The following is a 14022-nucleotide window of genomic DNA, read 5'->3' as shown; positions in this document are numbered from 1 at the left end:
CTTGTCGACGATTTTCAACGTCCGAAACATCAAGATGCCGAGCATGTCTCGCGCATCGGTGATCATCGGTGCCCTCGTGGTGGTGCTGGCCGTGGTGGCTGGCGTCGTCGGCTGGAACCTTTACAAGAACCTGACGAACAACACCGTCGTCGCCTACTTCCCCGACACCCTTGCGCTCTATCCCGGGGACAAGGTCCAGATCATGGGCGTGCGGGTCGGCACGATCGACTCGATCGAGCCCGCCGGCGACAAGATGAAGGTGACGTTCCACTACGAGAACAAGTACAAGGTGCCGGCCAACGCCACCGCCTCGATCCTGAACCCGAGCCTGGTGGCGTCGCGCAACATCCAACTGGCGCCGCCCTATACGGGCGGACCGGTGATGGAGGACAACGCCGTCATCCCGATCGACCGCACGCAGGTGCCGGTGGAGTACGACCAGCTGCGCGACTCGCTGAACCGGATACTCACCGACCTCGGGCCGACACCGGAGCAGCCGAAGGGCCCGTTCGGCGACATCATCGAATCCGCGGCCACCGGGTTCGCCGGAAAAGGCGAGCAGCTCAACAAGACCCTCAACGGTCTGTCGGAGGCGCTGTACACGCTGAACCAGGGCCGCGGCGACTTCTTCAGCGTCGTGAAGAGCCTGGCGCTGTTCGTCAACGCGCTCTACAAGAGCGATCAGCAGTTCGTCGCGCTGAACAACGATCTTGCGACGTTCACCAACTCCTTCACCAACAGCGACCACGAGCTCGCCAATGCGCTCCAAGATCTCAACCAACTGCTCACCACCACGCGCAAATTCGTCGGCGAAAACGGCCAGGTGCTCAGCAAGGACATCAACAACCTGGCCGACGTGACCAATGCGATCCTGCAGCCCGAGCCCCGGGACGGCCTGGAAACCGCTCTGCACGTGTTCCCGAACCTCGCGGCGAACCTCGTCAACATCACGTCGCCGAACGCGGGCGGCATCGTCGGCCTGCCGGTGATCAACGGCTTCGCCAACCCGATGCAGCTCATCTGCAGCGCAATTCAAGCCGGTAGCCGATTGGGTTACCAGGACTCGGCCGAGCTGTGTGCGCAGTACCTCGGGCCGATCCTGGACGCGATCAAGTTCAACTACCTGCCGTTCGGCCTGAACCAGGTCAGCACCGCGATGACCCTGCCGAAGCAGATCGCCTACTCGGAGCCGCGGCTGCAGCCGCCGCCGGGGTACAAGGACACCACCGTTCCTGGCGTCTTCTCGCGCGACACGTTGTTCTCGCACGGCAACCACGAGCCCGGCTGGACCGTTGCCCCCGGCATGCAAGGAGTGGACGTGCAGCCGTTCACCGCGAACATGCTGACGCCCGAATCACTTTCCGAGCTGATGGGCGGACCGGACATCGTCGCTCCTCCTGCGCCGCCGGCGTTCGGTGTGCAGCCCAACGGCAAGCTGCCGGGTCCGCCCAACGCCTACAGCGAGAACACCCCGTTGCCGCCGCCGTGGTACGTGCAGCCTGCGCCGCCGCCGGGCCCCGCGCCCGGTGTGATCGCGGGCGACCCGCTGGGTGCGATCGCACCCGCCGCGCCGGCGCCCGGACCGGCTCCGGCCGCACCGCCGGGACCAGCGCTACCGGCTGAGGCAGGTGGGTGATGAGCCTCGTGGGCAACGAGCAGAAGGCAGGAATGGCCACGCGCAGATGGAGCCGGATCGCACGCCGCACCGGTGCGGCGGCCGCGGTCGCGTTGGTGCTGACGTCATGCGGGTCGTGGAAGGGCATCGCGAACGTTCCGTTGCCGGGTGGACCCGGCACCGGCTCGGACAAGTTGACGATCTACGTGCAGATGCCGGATACGTTGGCACTCAACGTCAACAGCCGGGTGCGGGTCGCCGACGTGTATGTCGGCCGGGTGCGCGCGATCGAACTGAAGAACTGGGTCGCGACGCTGACGCTGGATCTGGCACCGAATGTGAAGCTGCCCGAGAACGCGTTGGCCAAGATCGGCCAGACGAGCCTCCTGGGATCGCAGCACGTCGAGCTGGAGCCACCGCCGGATCCGTCCCCCGAGCCGATGCGCAACGGTGACACGATCCCGTTGAAGAACAGCTCCTCGTTCCCCACCACCGAACGGGTGCTGGCGAGCATCGCCACCATCCTCAGCGGCGGCGGAATCTCGAACCTGGAGGTGATTCAGACCGAGATCAACAACGTGCTCAACGGCCGGGCAGATCAGATTCGGGAGTTCCTGAACCGGTTGGACACGTTCACCGACGAACTGAACCAGCAGCGCCAAGACCTCACCCGTGCAATCGATTCCACGAACCGACTGCTGTCGATCGTCGCGCAACGGAACGACACACTGGATCGCGTGCTCACCGAATTCCCACCGCTGGTCAAGCATTTCGCCGACACCCGCGACCTGTTCGCCGACGCGGTGGAAGGGCTGGGCCGGATCAGCCTCGCCGCCGACAACGCCCTCGGCCCGACGAGCGACAACCTGCACACCAACCTGGTGAACCTGCAGCGTCCGCTCAAGCAGCTGGCCAAGTCGTCGCCGTACCTGCTCGGCGCCCTGAAGCTGATGTTCACCGCGCCGTTCTCGATCGAGAACATACCGAAGGTGGTCCGCGGCGACTACATCAACGTGTCGCTCAACGTCGACGCGACCCTGTCCGCGCTGGACAACGGGGCCCTGTCGGGCACCGGAGTCTCGGGCATGCTGCGCGCGCTCGAGCAGGCCTGGGGCCGTGACCCGAACACGATGATCCCGGACGTGCGGTTTACGCCGAACCCGCACGACGTCCCGGGCGGACCGCTGGTCGAGAGGGGTGAGTGAGCAGTGCTGACCCGTTTCATCAAGATTCAGCTGGTGTTGTTCACGATCCTGACCATCATCGCGATCGTCGTGCTGGGCTGGTACTACCTGCGGGTGCCCAGCCTGGTCGGCATCGGCACCTACGACCTGCATGCCAATCTGCCGCGCTCCGGTGGTCTCTACGCCACCTCGAACGTGACCTATCGCGGCACGCAGATCGGCAAGGTCACCGAGGTCAAGCCCACCGAAACGGGTGCAGAGGCAACGCTGCGAATCGACAGCCGCTACAGGGTCCCGGTCGATGCGGTTCCCAACGTGCACTCCGTCTCGGCCATCGGTGAGCAGTACCTGGACCTGGTGTCGACGGGTGACCCGGGCCAGTACTACAGCAACGGTCAAACGATCACGCAGCTGGGCACGGTGCCCAGCGAGGTCGGGCCGGCGCTGGACTCCGCAAACCAGGGACTCGCGGTGCTGCCCAAGGAGAAGATCGGGCAGCTGCTCGACGAGACCGCTCAAGCGGTGGGCGGATTGGGTCCGGCGCTGCAGCGGCTGGTCGATTCGACGACGAACGTCGCGCAGGGCTTCCAGGAGAACCTGCCGCAGATCAACGACATCATCGCGCACGCCGCGCCGATCCTGGACAGCCAGGTTCAGTCGGGCGACGCCATCGGCCAGTGGTCGAGGAACCTGAACATCCTGGCGTCCCAGTCCGCCGAACAGGACGCGGCGCTGCGGAGCGGGCTGCAGCAGGCGGCACCGACGCTCGACCAGGTTTCCGAGGTGTTCAGCGATGTGCGCGACGCGCTCCCGCAGACGCTGGCCAACCTCGAGGTGGTCATCGACATGCTCAAGCGCTACCACAAGGGTGTCGAGCAGGCGTTGGTGATCTTCCCGCAGGGGGGCGCCGAGTTGCAGGCGGGGGTCATCTTCCAGAATGAGGGTCTGCTGCACTTCGGCCTGTCGATCAACCAGCCGCCCCCATGCCTGACCGGCTTCCTCCCGGCGTCCGAGTGGCGGTCACCCGCTGACACCAGCACGGCGCCGCTTCCGACGGGCACCTACTGCAAGATCCCGAAGGACTTCCAGGGCAACGTGGTTCGTGGTGCGCGCAACTATCCGTGCGCCGACGTTCCCGGCAAACGCGCGGCCACCCCGCGCGAGTGCCACAGCGACGCTCCGTACGTGCCGCTGGGCACCAACCCCTGGTACGGCGACCCCAACCAGATCCTGTCGTGCCCGGCGCCGGGCGCGCGATGCGACCAGGGCGTCAACCCTGGCCGGGGCGTCATTCCGGCGCCGTCGATCAACAACGGGATGAACCCGCTCCCGGCCGGCCAGTTGCCTCCACCGCAGTCGTATGCGCCGATCAGCGACCCGCTCAGCCCGCCTGGCCAGGGCAACGTCTCGTGCAGTGGACAACAACCCAACCCGTGCATCTACACTCCGGCACAAGGGCCACCAGGTTCCACTGCGGCGTACAGCCCCAGCAGTGGTGAGGTGGTCGGACCTGACGGCGTGAAATACAACGTCAGCAACTCGAATAACCCAGGAGACGACGGATGGAAGGAGATGCTGGCGCCAGCCGGCTGAACCCCACCGATGCTGATGCAGCGCCTGACCATGCTCCCGCAAAGCCCGATGAGTCGCTAGCAGTATCTGCCGAAGAGACAACCGAAGAAGCCCCCACAACATCGGAGGAAGAGACAGCCACCGACAGCCGGCGCGAGTCCCGGCTCGGCCGCGGCTCGATGTCGACGATCTGCGCGGTGCTGGTGCTGTTGGCCGCGGGCGCCGGGGTCGGAGGATATTTGGCGCTGCGGTCCCATGACGAGAGCAAGGCCATTGCGCGCGCCGACGAGGCGGCGCTGGCGGCGGCGCGGGACTGTGTGACCGCGACCCAGGCCCCGAACACGGCGGCGATGATCGCCAGCCAGTCCAAGATCATCGAGTGCGCGACGGGCGATTTCGGTGTGCAGGCGCCGCTGTACAGCGGCGTCCTGGCCGAGGCCTACCAGGCCGCCAATGTCACGGTCCAGGTCTCTGACATGCGTACCGCCGTGGAGCGGCACAATGACGACGGGTCCATCGACGTGCTGGTCGCGGTGCGCGTGAAGGTGACCAACTCGGCGTCCGCCGATCAGCAGCAGGGTTATCGGTTGCGGGTGAAGATGGCGCCCGCCGACGGTACGTACAAGATCTCCAGGCTGGACCAGGTCACCTCGTGACCGCGCTACTCGACGCCAACCCGGACGCACCCGCCGACGAATCACCGCCGGCGCCGCCGTTGGCATCGTGGCGGGCCCGCGTCGGCGCGTTCGCCGTGGACGTGTTCATCGGTGCCGCGGTGATCGTCACGATGGCGTTGGCCGCGGTGCCGCAGGACGGCTGGCTGCGGTGGCTCTATGCCGGGGTGGCCGGGCTGGTCTTCTTGATGATGGCCGTGAACCGGCTGTTGCTCCCGACGCTCACCGGTTGGTCGGTGGGCCGCGCGCTGTTCGGCATCGCGGTGCGCCGCCGTGACGGCGGGCCCGTCGGCATTCTGCGGTTGGCGGTCCGCGATCTGGCGCACCTACTCGACACCGTCGCGGTGTTCACGGGATGGCTGTGGCCGCTGTGGGACCGGCACAACCGCACGTTCGCCGACCTGTTCGCTCGCACCGAGGTGCACCAGGTCGAGCCACCGCAGCGCGACGTGCGGCGGCCCGTGGGGTGGATGCTGGTGGCGGCGACGCTGCTGTGCGCCGCCGCGGTCGGCCTGAGTTATCTGGTGGTATACCGGCACGACCGCGCGGTGGATCAGGCACGCGCGCAGATCTCCGAGCAGGGGCCCCGCCTCGTCGAAAAGTTGCTGAGCTTCAGCGTCGACACGCTGCAGCAGGATTTCTCCACGGCCCAGTCGCTGACCACGGACGGTTACCGGCCACAGTTGGTCGCCCAGCAGCAGGCTGTGCAGAAGGCCGGCGCGACGACCAACGAATACTGGGCAGTGAGCAGCGCGGTGCTGTCGGTGTCGACCGAGCAGGCGTCCATGCTGCTGGCGATGCAGGGGCAGCGTGGCGTGGATCCCGCCACGATGAAGTTCATCACCGCGACCGTCCGGGTGGATTTCGACAGGACCGGTGACGGTCGGTGGCGCGTCGCCAATCTCACCGTGCTCAAGCGCCCCAACTTGAATCAGGCCGGCCAGTGAGCCCGCGCCGCAAACTCGAAGCCGACGAGCCGGATTTCTTCGAGGTGGTCACCAAGCCGCCGCGGCGGTGGGGTCTGCCGGTCGTCGCGGCACTGTCGGCATTGCTGATCGCGGCGGCGATCACAGCCGCCACGCTGATACTCATCCGCCACGAGACGGATCGGCGGGTCGCGATCAAGGACTCCGACGCGCTGGGTTACGTGCGCGAATTCATGACGATGTACACCACGCTGGATCCGTTCCACGCCAACGCCTATGGGGACCGGGTCCTCGCGCAGGGCACGGGGGACTTCGCCAAGATGTTCAAGGACAAGCAGAACGAGATCATGATCCAGGTCGCCCGCGCCGAGCCGACCACGGGCGATGTGGTCGATGCCGGGGTGCAGCGGTGGAACGACAACGGCAGCGTCGATGTCCTTGTCGCGACGAAGATCACCTCCAAATCACCGGATGGCAAGTCGACCATCGAAAGCGGAAACCGTTGGGTGGCAACGGCCGTCAAGGAAGGACAGCAGTGGAAGATCAGCCAGCTGGTTCAGGTGATCTGACCACGGACGCCGCAGGCACCGACGCCGCCGCAGACGCGGCGGCCGCGCGTCGGCGGCATCGGATGCCACTGCGCAAGCAGATGGCGGTCGGGCATGACGACGCGACCACACCGACCGCATCCGTCGAATCGGCCGCCGACACCCCCGAAATCGTCGAGACGACGGCCGAAGTGCCGGTGTCCGGCGCCGACGAGGCCGCATCCGCACCAGCGACGATCCGTCACCGGTGGCGGCTCTTCCGCCGCAAGGCCACGCCGTCCGAACCTGCCGACAGGACCTTCGACGAGGCCGCCGAAAAGGCCGAGGAGACACCAGAACCTGCGCCCGTGCCCCGCACCCCCGTGGGCAAGCGCGGCCGGACCACCAAGGCCGTCGACGAACAAGAATCTCAGGTCGAGCGCGAATCAGTTGAGGCGACGGTTGAATCCGAGACCGAGGACGCGGTCGAGGTGGACACCATCCTGGTCCCACACCGGCCGGCCGGAAGGCGTCTGAAATTTGCGGCGGCCGCCGCGGGCGTGCTCTTCATCGGCGCCGCGGCGTTCGCCGGGGCAACGGTGCAGCCGTATCTCGTCGACCGGGCACTCGTGCACACCAAGCTCGACATCGCCAGGACGGCGGCGAGGGCCATCACCACGTTGTGGTCCTACACCCCCGACGATATGGAATCGCTCGCGGACCGGTCGGCACGGTACCTGGGCGGTGACTTCGCCGTCGAATACCGTAAGTACATCGATGCGATCGTTGCGCCCAACAAGCAGGCACAGGTCACCAACACCACGCAGGTGATGGGGACGGCGGTCGAGAGGGTCACCCCGTCGGAGGCCACCGCGATCGTCTACACCAATTCGGTGGCCACCAGTCCGGTGAGCAAGAACATCCCGTCGCTGCGCTATCTCTCGTACCGGCTGACCATGCAGCGCCACGACGCCGACTGGTTGATCACCCGCATGTCCACGGTCACGTCGTTCGATCTGACTCCGCAACTGTAGAAGCGGGCAGCGGGCCATGGCCGTCGACTCCCCGGTTTCAGAGCGGTTGACCATCGCCTGCCTGCTGCTGCTGACCTTCGCCACCGGCATCGTCGATGCCATCAGTGTGCTGGTGCTCGGCCATGTGTTCGTCGCCAATATGACAGGCAACGTCATATTCCTCGGCTTCTGGTTCGCACCGCATTCCGGGGTGGACCTGACCGCCGCGGCGGTCGCGTTCCCCAGTTTCGTGGCGGGTGCGGTGATCGGTGGCCGGCTGGCTCGCCATCTGGATGGCACCGTTCGACGGTGGCCGACGGTGGCGCTCGGCACCGAGGTCATCGTGCTGGTGGCGCTTTCGATTCTGACCGGCACGGGTGTGCTCGACTACCACGACAACAGCAAGCTGTTCCTGATCGCGGGCCTGGCGGTGACATTCGGTCTTCAGAACGCGACCGCCCGTCAGTTCGGCATCCAGGAACTGTCGACCACCGTGCTCACGCAGACGATCGTGGGTATCGGCCTCGACAGCCGGCTCGCCGGCGGCAGCGGTGACCGTAGAAGGCTGCGCTACAGCGTGGTGCTCGTGATGTGTGCGGGAGCGATGGTCAGCGCGACCATGACCCGGTTCACCGTCGCGCCGGTGCTCGCACTCGCGGCCGTTGTCGTCGCGGCGAGCGCGGGTCTCTTCCTGGTCGGTACGCCCAAGCAGCAACCGGAAGCGTCGGGCTAGTCTCCCGGTATGCCATCCGTACTCGTCACCGGCGCCGGCAGAGGCATCGGCAAGTCGATTGTCGAACGACTCGCCGCCGCCGGATGGGACGTGATCGCCGGAGTCCGCACCGAACAGGACGCCGCCGCGGTCACCACACTGAACCCTCACCGGATCTCCTCGGTGATCCTGGATGTGACGGACGCCGGCCACATCACGGCTTTGAGTCGCGCGCTTCCGAACCGGCTGGACGCAATCGTGAACAACGCGGGAATCTCGGTGGGCGGGCCGATGGAGACGGTCGGCTCCGATGAGTGGCGAAAACAGTTGGAGGTCAACGTGATCGGTCAACTTGCCGTCACCCGCGCCGTGCTGCCCCTCCTGCGGAAGACGCGCGGGCGGATCGTGCTCATCTCCAGCGTGAACGGGAAGTTGTCGATGCCGATGCTCGGCGCATACGCCGCCAGCAAGTTCGCACTGGAGGCGGCGGCCGATGCGATGCGAATGGAACTGCGGCCGTGGCATATTCCGGTCATCGCGGTGGAGCCGTCGCAGACGGACACCGACATGTGGCGCACCGCTGGCACCATGGTCGAGGAAACCGAGGCGGCGCTCACACCGGAGCACCGCGCGCTGTACGCCCGGCACATCGCGGGAATGAAGAAGATGATTCCGGTGGCGCGGAAGCTGGCCGTTCCGGCCGAGAAGGTGGCGGCGGTCGTCGAGGAAGCGCTCACGGCCCGCAAGCCCCGCGCCCGTTACGTGGTGGGGCTCGGGCCCAGGCTGCAGGTGGCGCTGATGACGAACCTCCCCACCCGGGTGCGGGACCAGATTCTTCGCCGGGTGTCCGGCCAACCGTAGGATGGCGCACTTCGTCAAACACAACCCGAACTCACCCGCGGGCTTCTTCGCGTGTGAAGCGGCGGGGCTGCAATGGCTTTCGGCCGCGGATGGCGGTGTCCGGTGTGCACGGGTCATCGCGACGGATGAACACACCCTGACGCTGGAACGGCTCCAGTCGGCACGTCCCACGCGTCAGCACGCACACGAGTTCGGCCGGCGGCTGGCCTGTACTCACGACGCGGGCGCGTCCGCGTTCGGCGCTCCACCCGACGGCTGGACCGGGTCGGGCTTTTTCGGGCCGCTACAGCAGCCGTTACCGATGTCGCTGGTCGCGCATGACGTCTGGGGTGCTTTCTATGCCCGGGAACGACTGGCGCCGATGGCGGAGCGCGCGGCACCGCGCTTGAGCGGCGAAACCCAGCAAGCCGTCACCACCGCGATCTCGCGCTGCTGGGTGGGTGACTTCGACGACGACGACCGACCCGCGCGCATCCATGGTGACCTCTGGAGCGGCAACGTGATGTGGACACCCGACGGCGTGGTGTTGATCGATCCGGCCGCGCACGGTGGCCATCGCGAAACCGATCTGGCGATGCTTGCCCTGTTCGGGTGCCCGTACTTCGACGAGGTGGTCGAGGGCTATCAGGATCAGCGGGCGCTGCGGGACGGATGGCGCGAGCGGGTGGGGCTGCACCAGCTCTATCCGCTGCTGGCCCATGTGGCGCTGTTCGGCGGCGGCTACGAGGGCCAGACACGGCGCGCCGCACTGGAAGCCGTTGGCGCCAGCTAACGACGGGCGAAATATCCCGAGATGTCGGACCCCGACGGCGATGGTGACGTCATCGGTGAATTATGCCTCATCATCGCTATGTGGATAGCCTCGGTCAGATGCCGGAAATCGGCGTCAATGGTTGCTGGCGTCCACTCTGGCAATCTCCCGCTCTGGCAAACCGCCGATCGCGTCAATGTCTCCGCCGAGAACGAAACCGGCATCTGCGCTAGCGGCCACCACAGTCTTGTCGGAAAGGTGCCCTGAAGTCGCCCAAGTAATCTACGAGTACGTCAAATAAACATTTGCCGAAGCCTACGTCGACGTCGGCCAAAATCTGCCCAAAAGTCGGCTCCGCAAATTCGCTGCTCTGTTACCGTCCCTCGGGGGACGATGCAGACGGGGTCGAAAGGGTGAAGCTGGATGCCTGCTAAGCACCGCAAGTTGGGCAACACGACAAAGGCGGTTGTGGCGCTCGGGGCGGTCACCGCCACCGCGACGGCGATGACCATCGGTGTCGCGCCACCGCCGGCGCACCACCTTGCAACGCTGAACACCGACGTCGACCTGATGGCGGGCATCCGTCTGTTCCCGCAGCCCGAGCAGATCCCCGAGATCACCGGCGGACTGGCCAGGTTCGCTTATGACTTCAACCAGACGCTGGCGGAGGTCATCGAACGGGCGATCGTCGAGGGTGCGAATCTGAGCCCGCTGGCGGCTCTGCTCGGAATCGATCCTCTGCAGTTGGTCAGCAATCTGCTTACGCGGGTTCCGGCCAGCCTGCTTCCCCAACTGCTTGGCGCGGTTGACCTGAACATTCCGGTGGCAGACACGTTTGGTCGACCAGGTGGTCGCAGCTCTCGGGGTCCTCGGTCCTGCCGCCGGCCTACTCCTCGACCAAGTTCTGGGCCTTCTGCGACTGGGAGGTGACACGCCGCTCAACGAGTTGCTCAAGAACTTGCTGGGCATCGACCTGAGCAACGGGATCGATCTTTCCGAGCTCAACGTTCCGGGCGTCAACATCGTCACCGCGGGGTCGCCGTTCGCTCTGCTCAAGATGCTCGGGGGAGTGGATCTCGGGTGGACGCCCGCCCCGCCGAATGTCGTTGCGCAGGAAGTCAACAACACGCAGTACCTCAGGCTCGGCGCCGCGGGGGTCATCGAACTATTGACGACGAGACTGGACGCATTGGGCCTCGATCCACTCGGAAACTTGACTCAGGGACTACTGGACATCGTCGAGGCTCTGCCCGTCGACATTCCGAATGTCCTCGATCTCCGGATTCCGATTACGGTGGGATTCGGGGTTGGTGCGTTTTCTCTTGCGACGTCGTACAAACTGATTCTCGACCAGTTGAAGCTGCAACCCGGCGGCACCGCACCGGGGGCGATCGACGACCCGGTGCTCGGCGGCATCACGATATTGCCGATCGTGTTGCTCAACAACCTCGCTCGGCCCGACGGTGGCCTGGCGGCGCGTGCATATGCGCTCGCCCAACTGCTCGGCATCAATACCCTGAATCCGAATACGCACGCCGTGAACGATGGCGGGCTACCGGTTCTCGGCACCGGTCTGGGTCTCGGTAGCTCAGGTGTGATCCCCGTGCTGGTCGACGTCGGCGCCGAATACCAGCCCTTCTCGGACTTCGCCGCGTGGCCCAACGCGTTTACGCTGTTCAACAACCTCGCGGCGGGGACCGTCTTCTCGACGTACCTGTTGCGGGGTATCGACACGTCGCGACTCGACGCGCGATTGGCAGAACAGCTGGCCGGGGTTGCTGACAACCTCAAACTGACGAACCAGTTGGCGATCAACCTATATCTGACGGCGCCTGCCAACTCATTGCCACTTCTCGAGCCCGCCTATCTGATCGGCGATGCACTCAGCCTGATGTCTGGCGGGCTGCTGGCCGACAACCCGATCACGAGGTTGGCCAACGCATTAGCCCCTGCGCTGACCAGCCTGGTCAACGTGGGTTACACCGACGCCGTGCGCAATCCGGACGGAAGCTACACGCGGACGCTGACGGGCGCCAGCATCCCGACGCCGTTCTTCTCGTTCCCGAACGTGGACCCATGGCAGGTGCTCCCCGACGTCATCAATCAACTTGCGCGGGGATTCCAGAAGGAGTTCGCCAGCGGAAACCCCACGGCCCCACCGCCCAACGCCATCACCGGGCTCCTCAACCTGGTCAACAGTTTGTTGGCTACGGGGCCAGGCGGCCTCGGCGGGGCCTTGGGCGGGGTGGGGGGTGGGCTTGCAGGCAATCCGCTCGGTGGTCTTCTGGGGGGCCTGGGTGGTCTTGTTGGTGGACTGGGCGGCCTGCTCGGCGGCCTGCTGAACCCGCTGACCAACAAGGTGACGTCGCCGCCTCCGAATGCGCTGATGGCGGCCAACTCGAGAATGGTCACGCTGTCGACAAAGACTAAAGATGGAGACGCGCAGGACCTTTCGAAGGCCGGATCGCTCGACGAAAAGAAGGGCGACATGCAGCCAGGCGATGAGCAGGGCAAGCCCGGTGACGAACAGGGTCAGGCCGGCGGCGAGCAAGGCAATTCTGGCGGCGAGCAAGGCGGGGCCGGCGGGGAGCAAGGCAAGCCGGGCGATGAGGATGGCAAGCCGGGTGACGAGCAAGGAAGTGCCGGCGGCCACGAGGGCGATTCTGGTGGACAGCAGGGTCGTCCACGGCACGCGAAACCGGATAGCGACAACGAGTCGGGCACCGGAACGCAGGGCGGATCGACTCCGAGGCACGCCACGCACCATGACGGTCAGGGCCCGTCCGGTGCGACGCAGGGCAGGACACCGCGGCATGCCAAGCCCGACCACGGCAACGGCGCGGCGTCCGGAGGCGAGAACAACGGAACGCCGGGCGGCAGCACCGCCGGCGCCTCGGGCGCAGTGAGCGGGGCGGACAAGGCGGCTGCCTGACGGTCAGTTGAAGGCGAGCCAGCTGGGCAGCGCACGTTCGCCGGAGTCGCACAGCACCCGACGGGTGTCGCAGGATCCACGGGGCACGCCGGCGCCTGCCCACATTCCGCCGGTGTCGCGCCGCAGCACGATGGCCGACGAACCGCCGCCGTCCAGCAGGATCGCCGTATCGCTGCCGAGCCCGCGGAACAGATCCTGGATCTGATCCGGCGTGTAGCTTCCGCCCTGGAACACATACATCTCGTCCTTGGCCCTCGCGTACGCCAGCGCGGTCCGCGCCGCACTGGGACCACCGTCGTTCATCTGTCCGGTGTCACCCGGCGCCAGCAGCCCGAGCCCACTGACCGCCACGAACCGCACGCCCTTGTCCATCAGGCCCTGGATGACCGGCGCCGCGGCGGCGTAGTCGTCGGGAGCGTTTGGGCTGACGAGGAACGGCGCACCCGACACCGGCAGGACCATCGTCGTCAACGCCGTCCAGGTCTCGTCTCCGCCCGACAGCCCCTGCTTGCCGGCGTAGGCGATGGTGCCCGTGACCGCGGTGTTGGCCCGGCCCTGCCCGCCCGTGTTGTCGACGTACGCCCCCAGCGGCGAGCTGCATCCGGTCGACTTCCATGAGCCGCCCTTCTGCCCGCGAATGTCGAAGAAATTGGCGTTGATCGCGATCGTGGGCTGGCCGAGCGCCTGCCACGCCTGGGTCGGCGTGTATATCTCGGAGGCCTGCCACAGTCCTTCGCCGGTGCGGGCGCGGGGATCACGTTCGCAGCGGGCCTGATAGCCGCCATGCGAATCGACGAGCAGCCGCGGCGCCAGACGCGACGACGCGGCTTTGATGATCATCAGGTGTCCGCCACTGGCCCTCTCGTACCAACCGCCGTCCGCTTTCAGCATCGGCGCCGGTGCCCCGGCGCCGAAGTTGTACACGAGATATGACCCGCGGGTGTTCGCGATCGCAGTGGCCAAGAGCTCCCGCCCATCGGCGGCACGCGCCGCGGGTGCACTGGTTGCCACCATCGCAGCGCAGAACACCAGCGCCGCGGCGTGTGCCACGAGGCGCCGCATGTTTGCGGTCGAAGCCGACACGGTTTGCCCTTCGAGGACGTGTTCAGATCTAGACAACATTAATCACACCATTAACACAGTCAACTTGCGTCACAGCGACATCACGATCGGATTGCGGGCGAATCGCTTGTCCGACGGCCCATTTGCTACGTCGGCGCGTTCATCGCGGCTGGGTGAGATCGACGAGAATGGG

At 66.2% G+C, this 14022-nt stretch carries 13 protein-coding genes; 12 read left to right on the top strand and 1 reads right to left on the bottom strand.

The annotated features are described in order from the left end of the window. Position 1 precedes the first annotated feature (1 nt). From ACVWWN_RS02295 to ACVWWN_RS02240, 12 genes are all read left to right on the top strand, one after another. Positions 2-1636: a virulence factor Mce family protein gene (locus tag ACVWWN_RS02295; RefSeq protein WP_457142443.1), complete on the top strand. Its 1635-nt coding sequence runs from the start codon at positions 2-4 to the stop codon at positions 1634-1636. A 32-nt stretch (positions 1637-1668) separates the two neighbouring features. Beyond that, positions 1669-2820, top strand: a complete 1152-nt coding sequence (locus ACVWWN_RS02290) for a virulence factor Mce family protein (RefSeq protein ID WP_457148969.1) — start codon at positions 1669-1671, stop codon at positions 2818-2820. A gap of 3 nt (positions 2821-2823) precedes the next feature. Continuing rightward, positions 2824-4392 (top strand): MCE family protein, encoded by a 1569-nt coding sequence (locus tag ACVWWN_RS02285; RefSeq protein ID WP_457142442.1) that lies wholly within the window; start codon positions 2824-2826, stop codon positions 4390-4392. Next, on the top strand, positions 4362-5027 hold the full coding sequence (locus ACVWWN_RS02280) for a hypothetical protein (RefSeq protein ID WP_457142441.1): 666 nt from the start codon (positions 4362-4364) through the stop codon (positions 5025-5027). The genes ACVWWN_RS02285 and ACVWWN_RS02280 overlap by 31 nt, the downstream gene beginning before the upstream one ends. Further along, on the top strand, positions 5024-5992 hold the full coding sequence (locus tag ACVWWN_RS02275) for an RDD family protein (RefSeq protein ID WP_457142440.1): 969 nt from the start codon (positions 5024-5026) through the stop codon (positions 5990-5992). Before ACVWWN_RS02280 ends, ACVWWN_RS02275 begins: the two co-directional genes overlap by 4 nt. Continuing rightward, on the top strand, positions 5989-6540 hold the full coding sequence (locus ACVWWN_RS02270) for a mammalian cell entry protein (protein ID WP_457142439.1): 552 nt from the start codon (positions 5989-5991) through the stop codon (positions 6538-6540). Before ACVWWN_RS02275 ends, ACVWWN_RS02270 begins: the two co-directional genes overlap by 4 nt. Then, positions 6507-7532: a mammalian cell entry protein gene (locus ACVWWN_RS02265; RefSeq protein WP_457142438.1), complete on the top strand. Its 1026-nt coding sequence runs from the start codon at positions 6507-6509 to the stop codon at positions 7530-7532. The genes ACVWWN_RS02270 and ACVWWN_RS02265 overlap by 34 nt, the downstream gene beginning before the upstream one ends. Positions 7533-7548: 16 nt before the next feature. Beyond that, a complete protein-coding gene (locus ACVWWN_RS02260; protein WP_457142437.1) occupies positions 7549-8244 on the top strand; it encodes a YoaK family protein in 696 nt (231 codons plus the stop codon). Between the two features lie 9 nt (positions 8245-8253). After that, on the top strand, positions 8254-9084 hold the full coding sequence (locus tag ACVWWN_RS02255) for an SDR family NAD(P)-dependent oxidoreductase (protein WP_457142436.1): 831 nt from the start codon (positions 8254-8256) through the stop codon (positions 9082-9084). 1 nt (position 9085) lies between these two features. Further along, positions 9086-9856: a fructosamine kinase family protein gene (locus ACVWWN_RS02250; protein WP_457142435.1), complete on the top strand. Its 771-nt coding sequence runs from the start codon at positions 9086-9088 to the stop codon at positions 9854-9856. A gap of 402 nt (positions 9857-10258) precedes the next feature. Then, entirely contained in the window at positions 10259-10765 is a 507-nt protein-coding gene (locus ACVWWN_RS02245) for a hypothetical protein (protein WP_457142434.1), read from the top strand. Further along, positions 10683-12767, top strand: a complete 2085-nt coding sequence (locus ACVWWN_RS02240) for a hypothetical protein (RefSeq protein WP_457142433.1) — start codon at positions 10683-10685, stop codon at positions 12765-12767. The genes ACVWWN_RS02245 and ACVWWN_RS02240 overlap by 83 nt, the downstream gene beginning before the upstream one ends. A gap of 3 nt (positions 12768-12770) precedes the next feature. Here ACVWWN_RS02240 and ACVWWN_RS02235 read toward each other — a convergent pair whose 3' ends face one another. Beyond that, positions 12771-13889 carry a phosphodiester glycosidase family protein gene (locus ACVWWN_RS02235; RefSeq protein WP_457142432.1) on the bottom strand — a complete coding sequence of 373 codons (1119 nt, stop codon included), beginning with the start codon at positions 13887-13889 and terminating at the stop codon, positions 12771-12773. Positions 13890-14022 lie beyond the last annotated feature (133 nt).

The organism is Mycobacterium sp. URHB0021, from assembly GCF_054057895.1.
The sequence above is the reverse complement of the archived record's forward strand: the minus strand, read 5'-3'. Positions and strand labels throughout refer to the sequence as shown.

Bases quoted from the DNA above. Each gene is read 5' to 3' on its own strand.
- ACVWWN_RS02235 (WP_457142432.1), bottom strand. From the start codon at position 13,889: ATGTTGTCTAGATCTGAACACGTCCTCGAAGGGCAAACCGTGTCGGCT.
- ACVWWN_RS02250 (WP_457142435.1), top strand. From the start codon at position 9,086: ATGGCGCACTTCGTCAAACACAACCCGAACTCACCCGCGGGCTTCTTC.
- ACVWWN_RS02290 (WP_457148969.1), top strand. From the start codon at position 1,669: ATGGCCACGCGCAGATGGAGCCGGATCGCACGCCGCACCGGTGCGGCG.
- ACVWWN_RS02260 (WP_457142437.1), top strand. From the start codon at position 7,549: ATGGCCGTCGACTCCCCGGTTTCAGAGCGGTTGACCATCGCCTGCCTG.
- ACVWWN_RS02245 (WP_457142434.1), top strand. From the start codon at position 10,259: ATGCCTGCTAAGCACCGCAAGTTGGGCAACACGACAAAGGCGGTTGTG.
- ACVWWN_RS02280 (WP_457142441.1), top strand. From the start codon at position 4,362: ATGGAAGGAGATGCTGGCGCCAGCCGGCTGAACCCCACCGATGCTGAT.
- ACVWWN_RS02255 (WP_457142436.1), top strand. From the start codon at position 8,254: ATGCCATCCGTACTCGTCACCGGCGCCGGCAGAGGCATCGGCAAGTCG.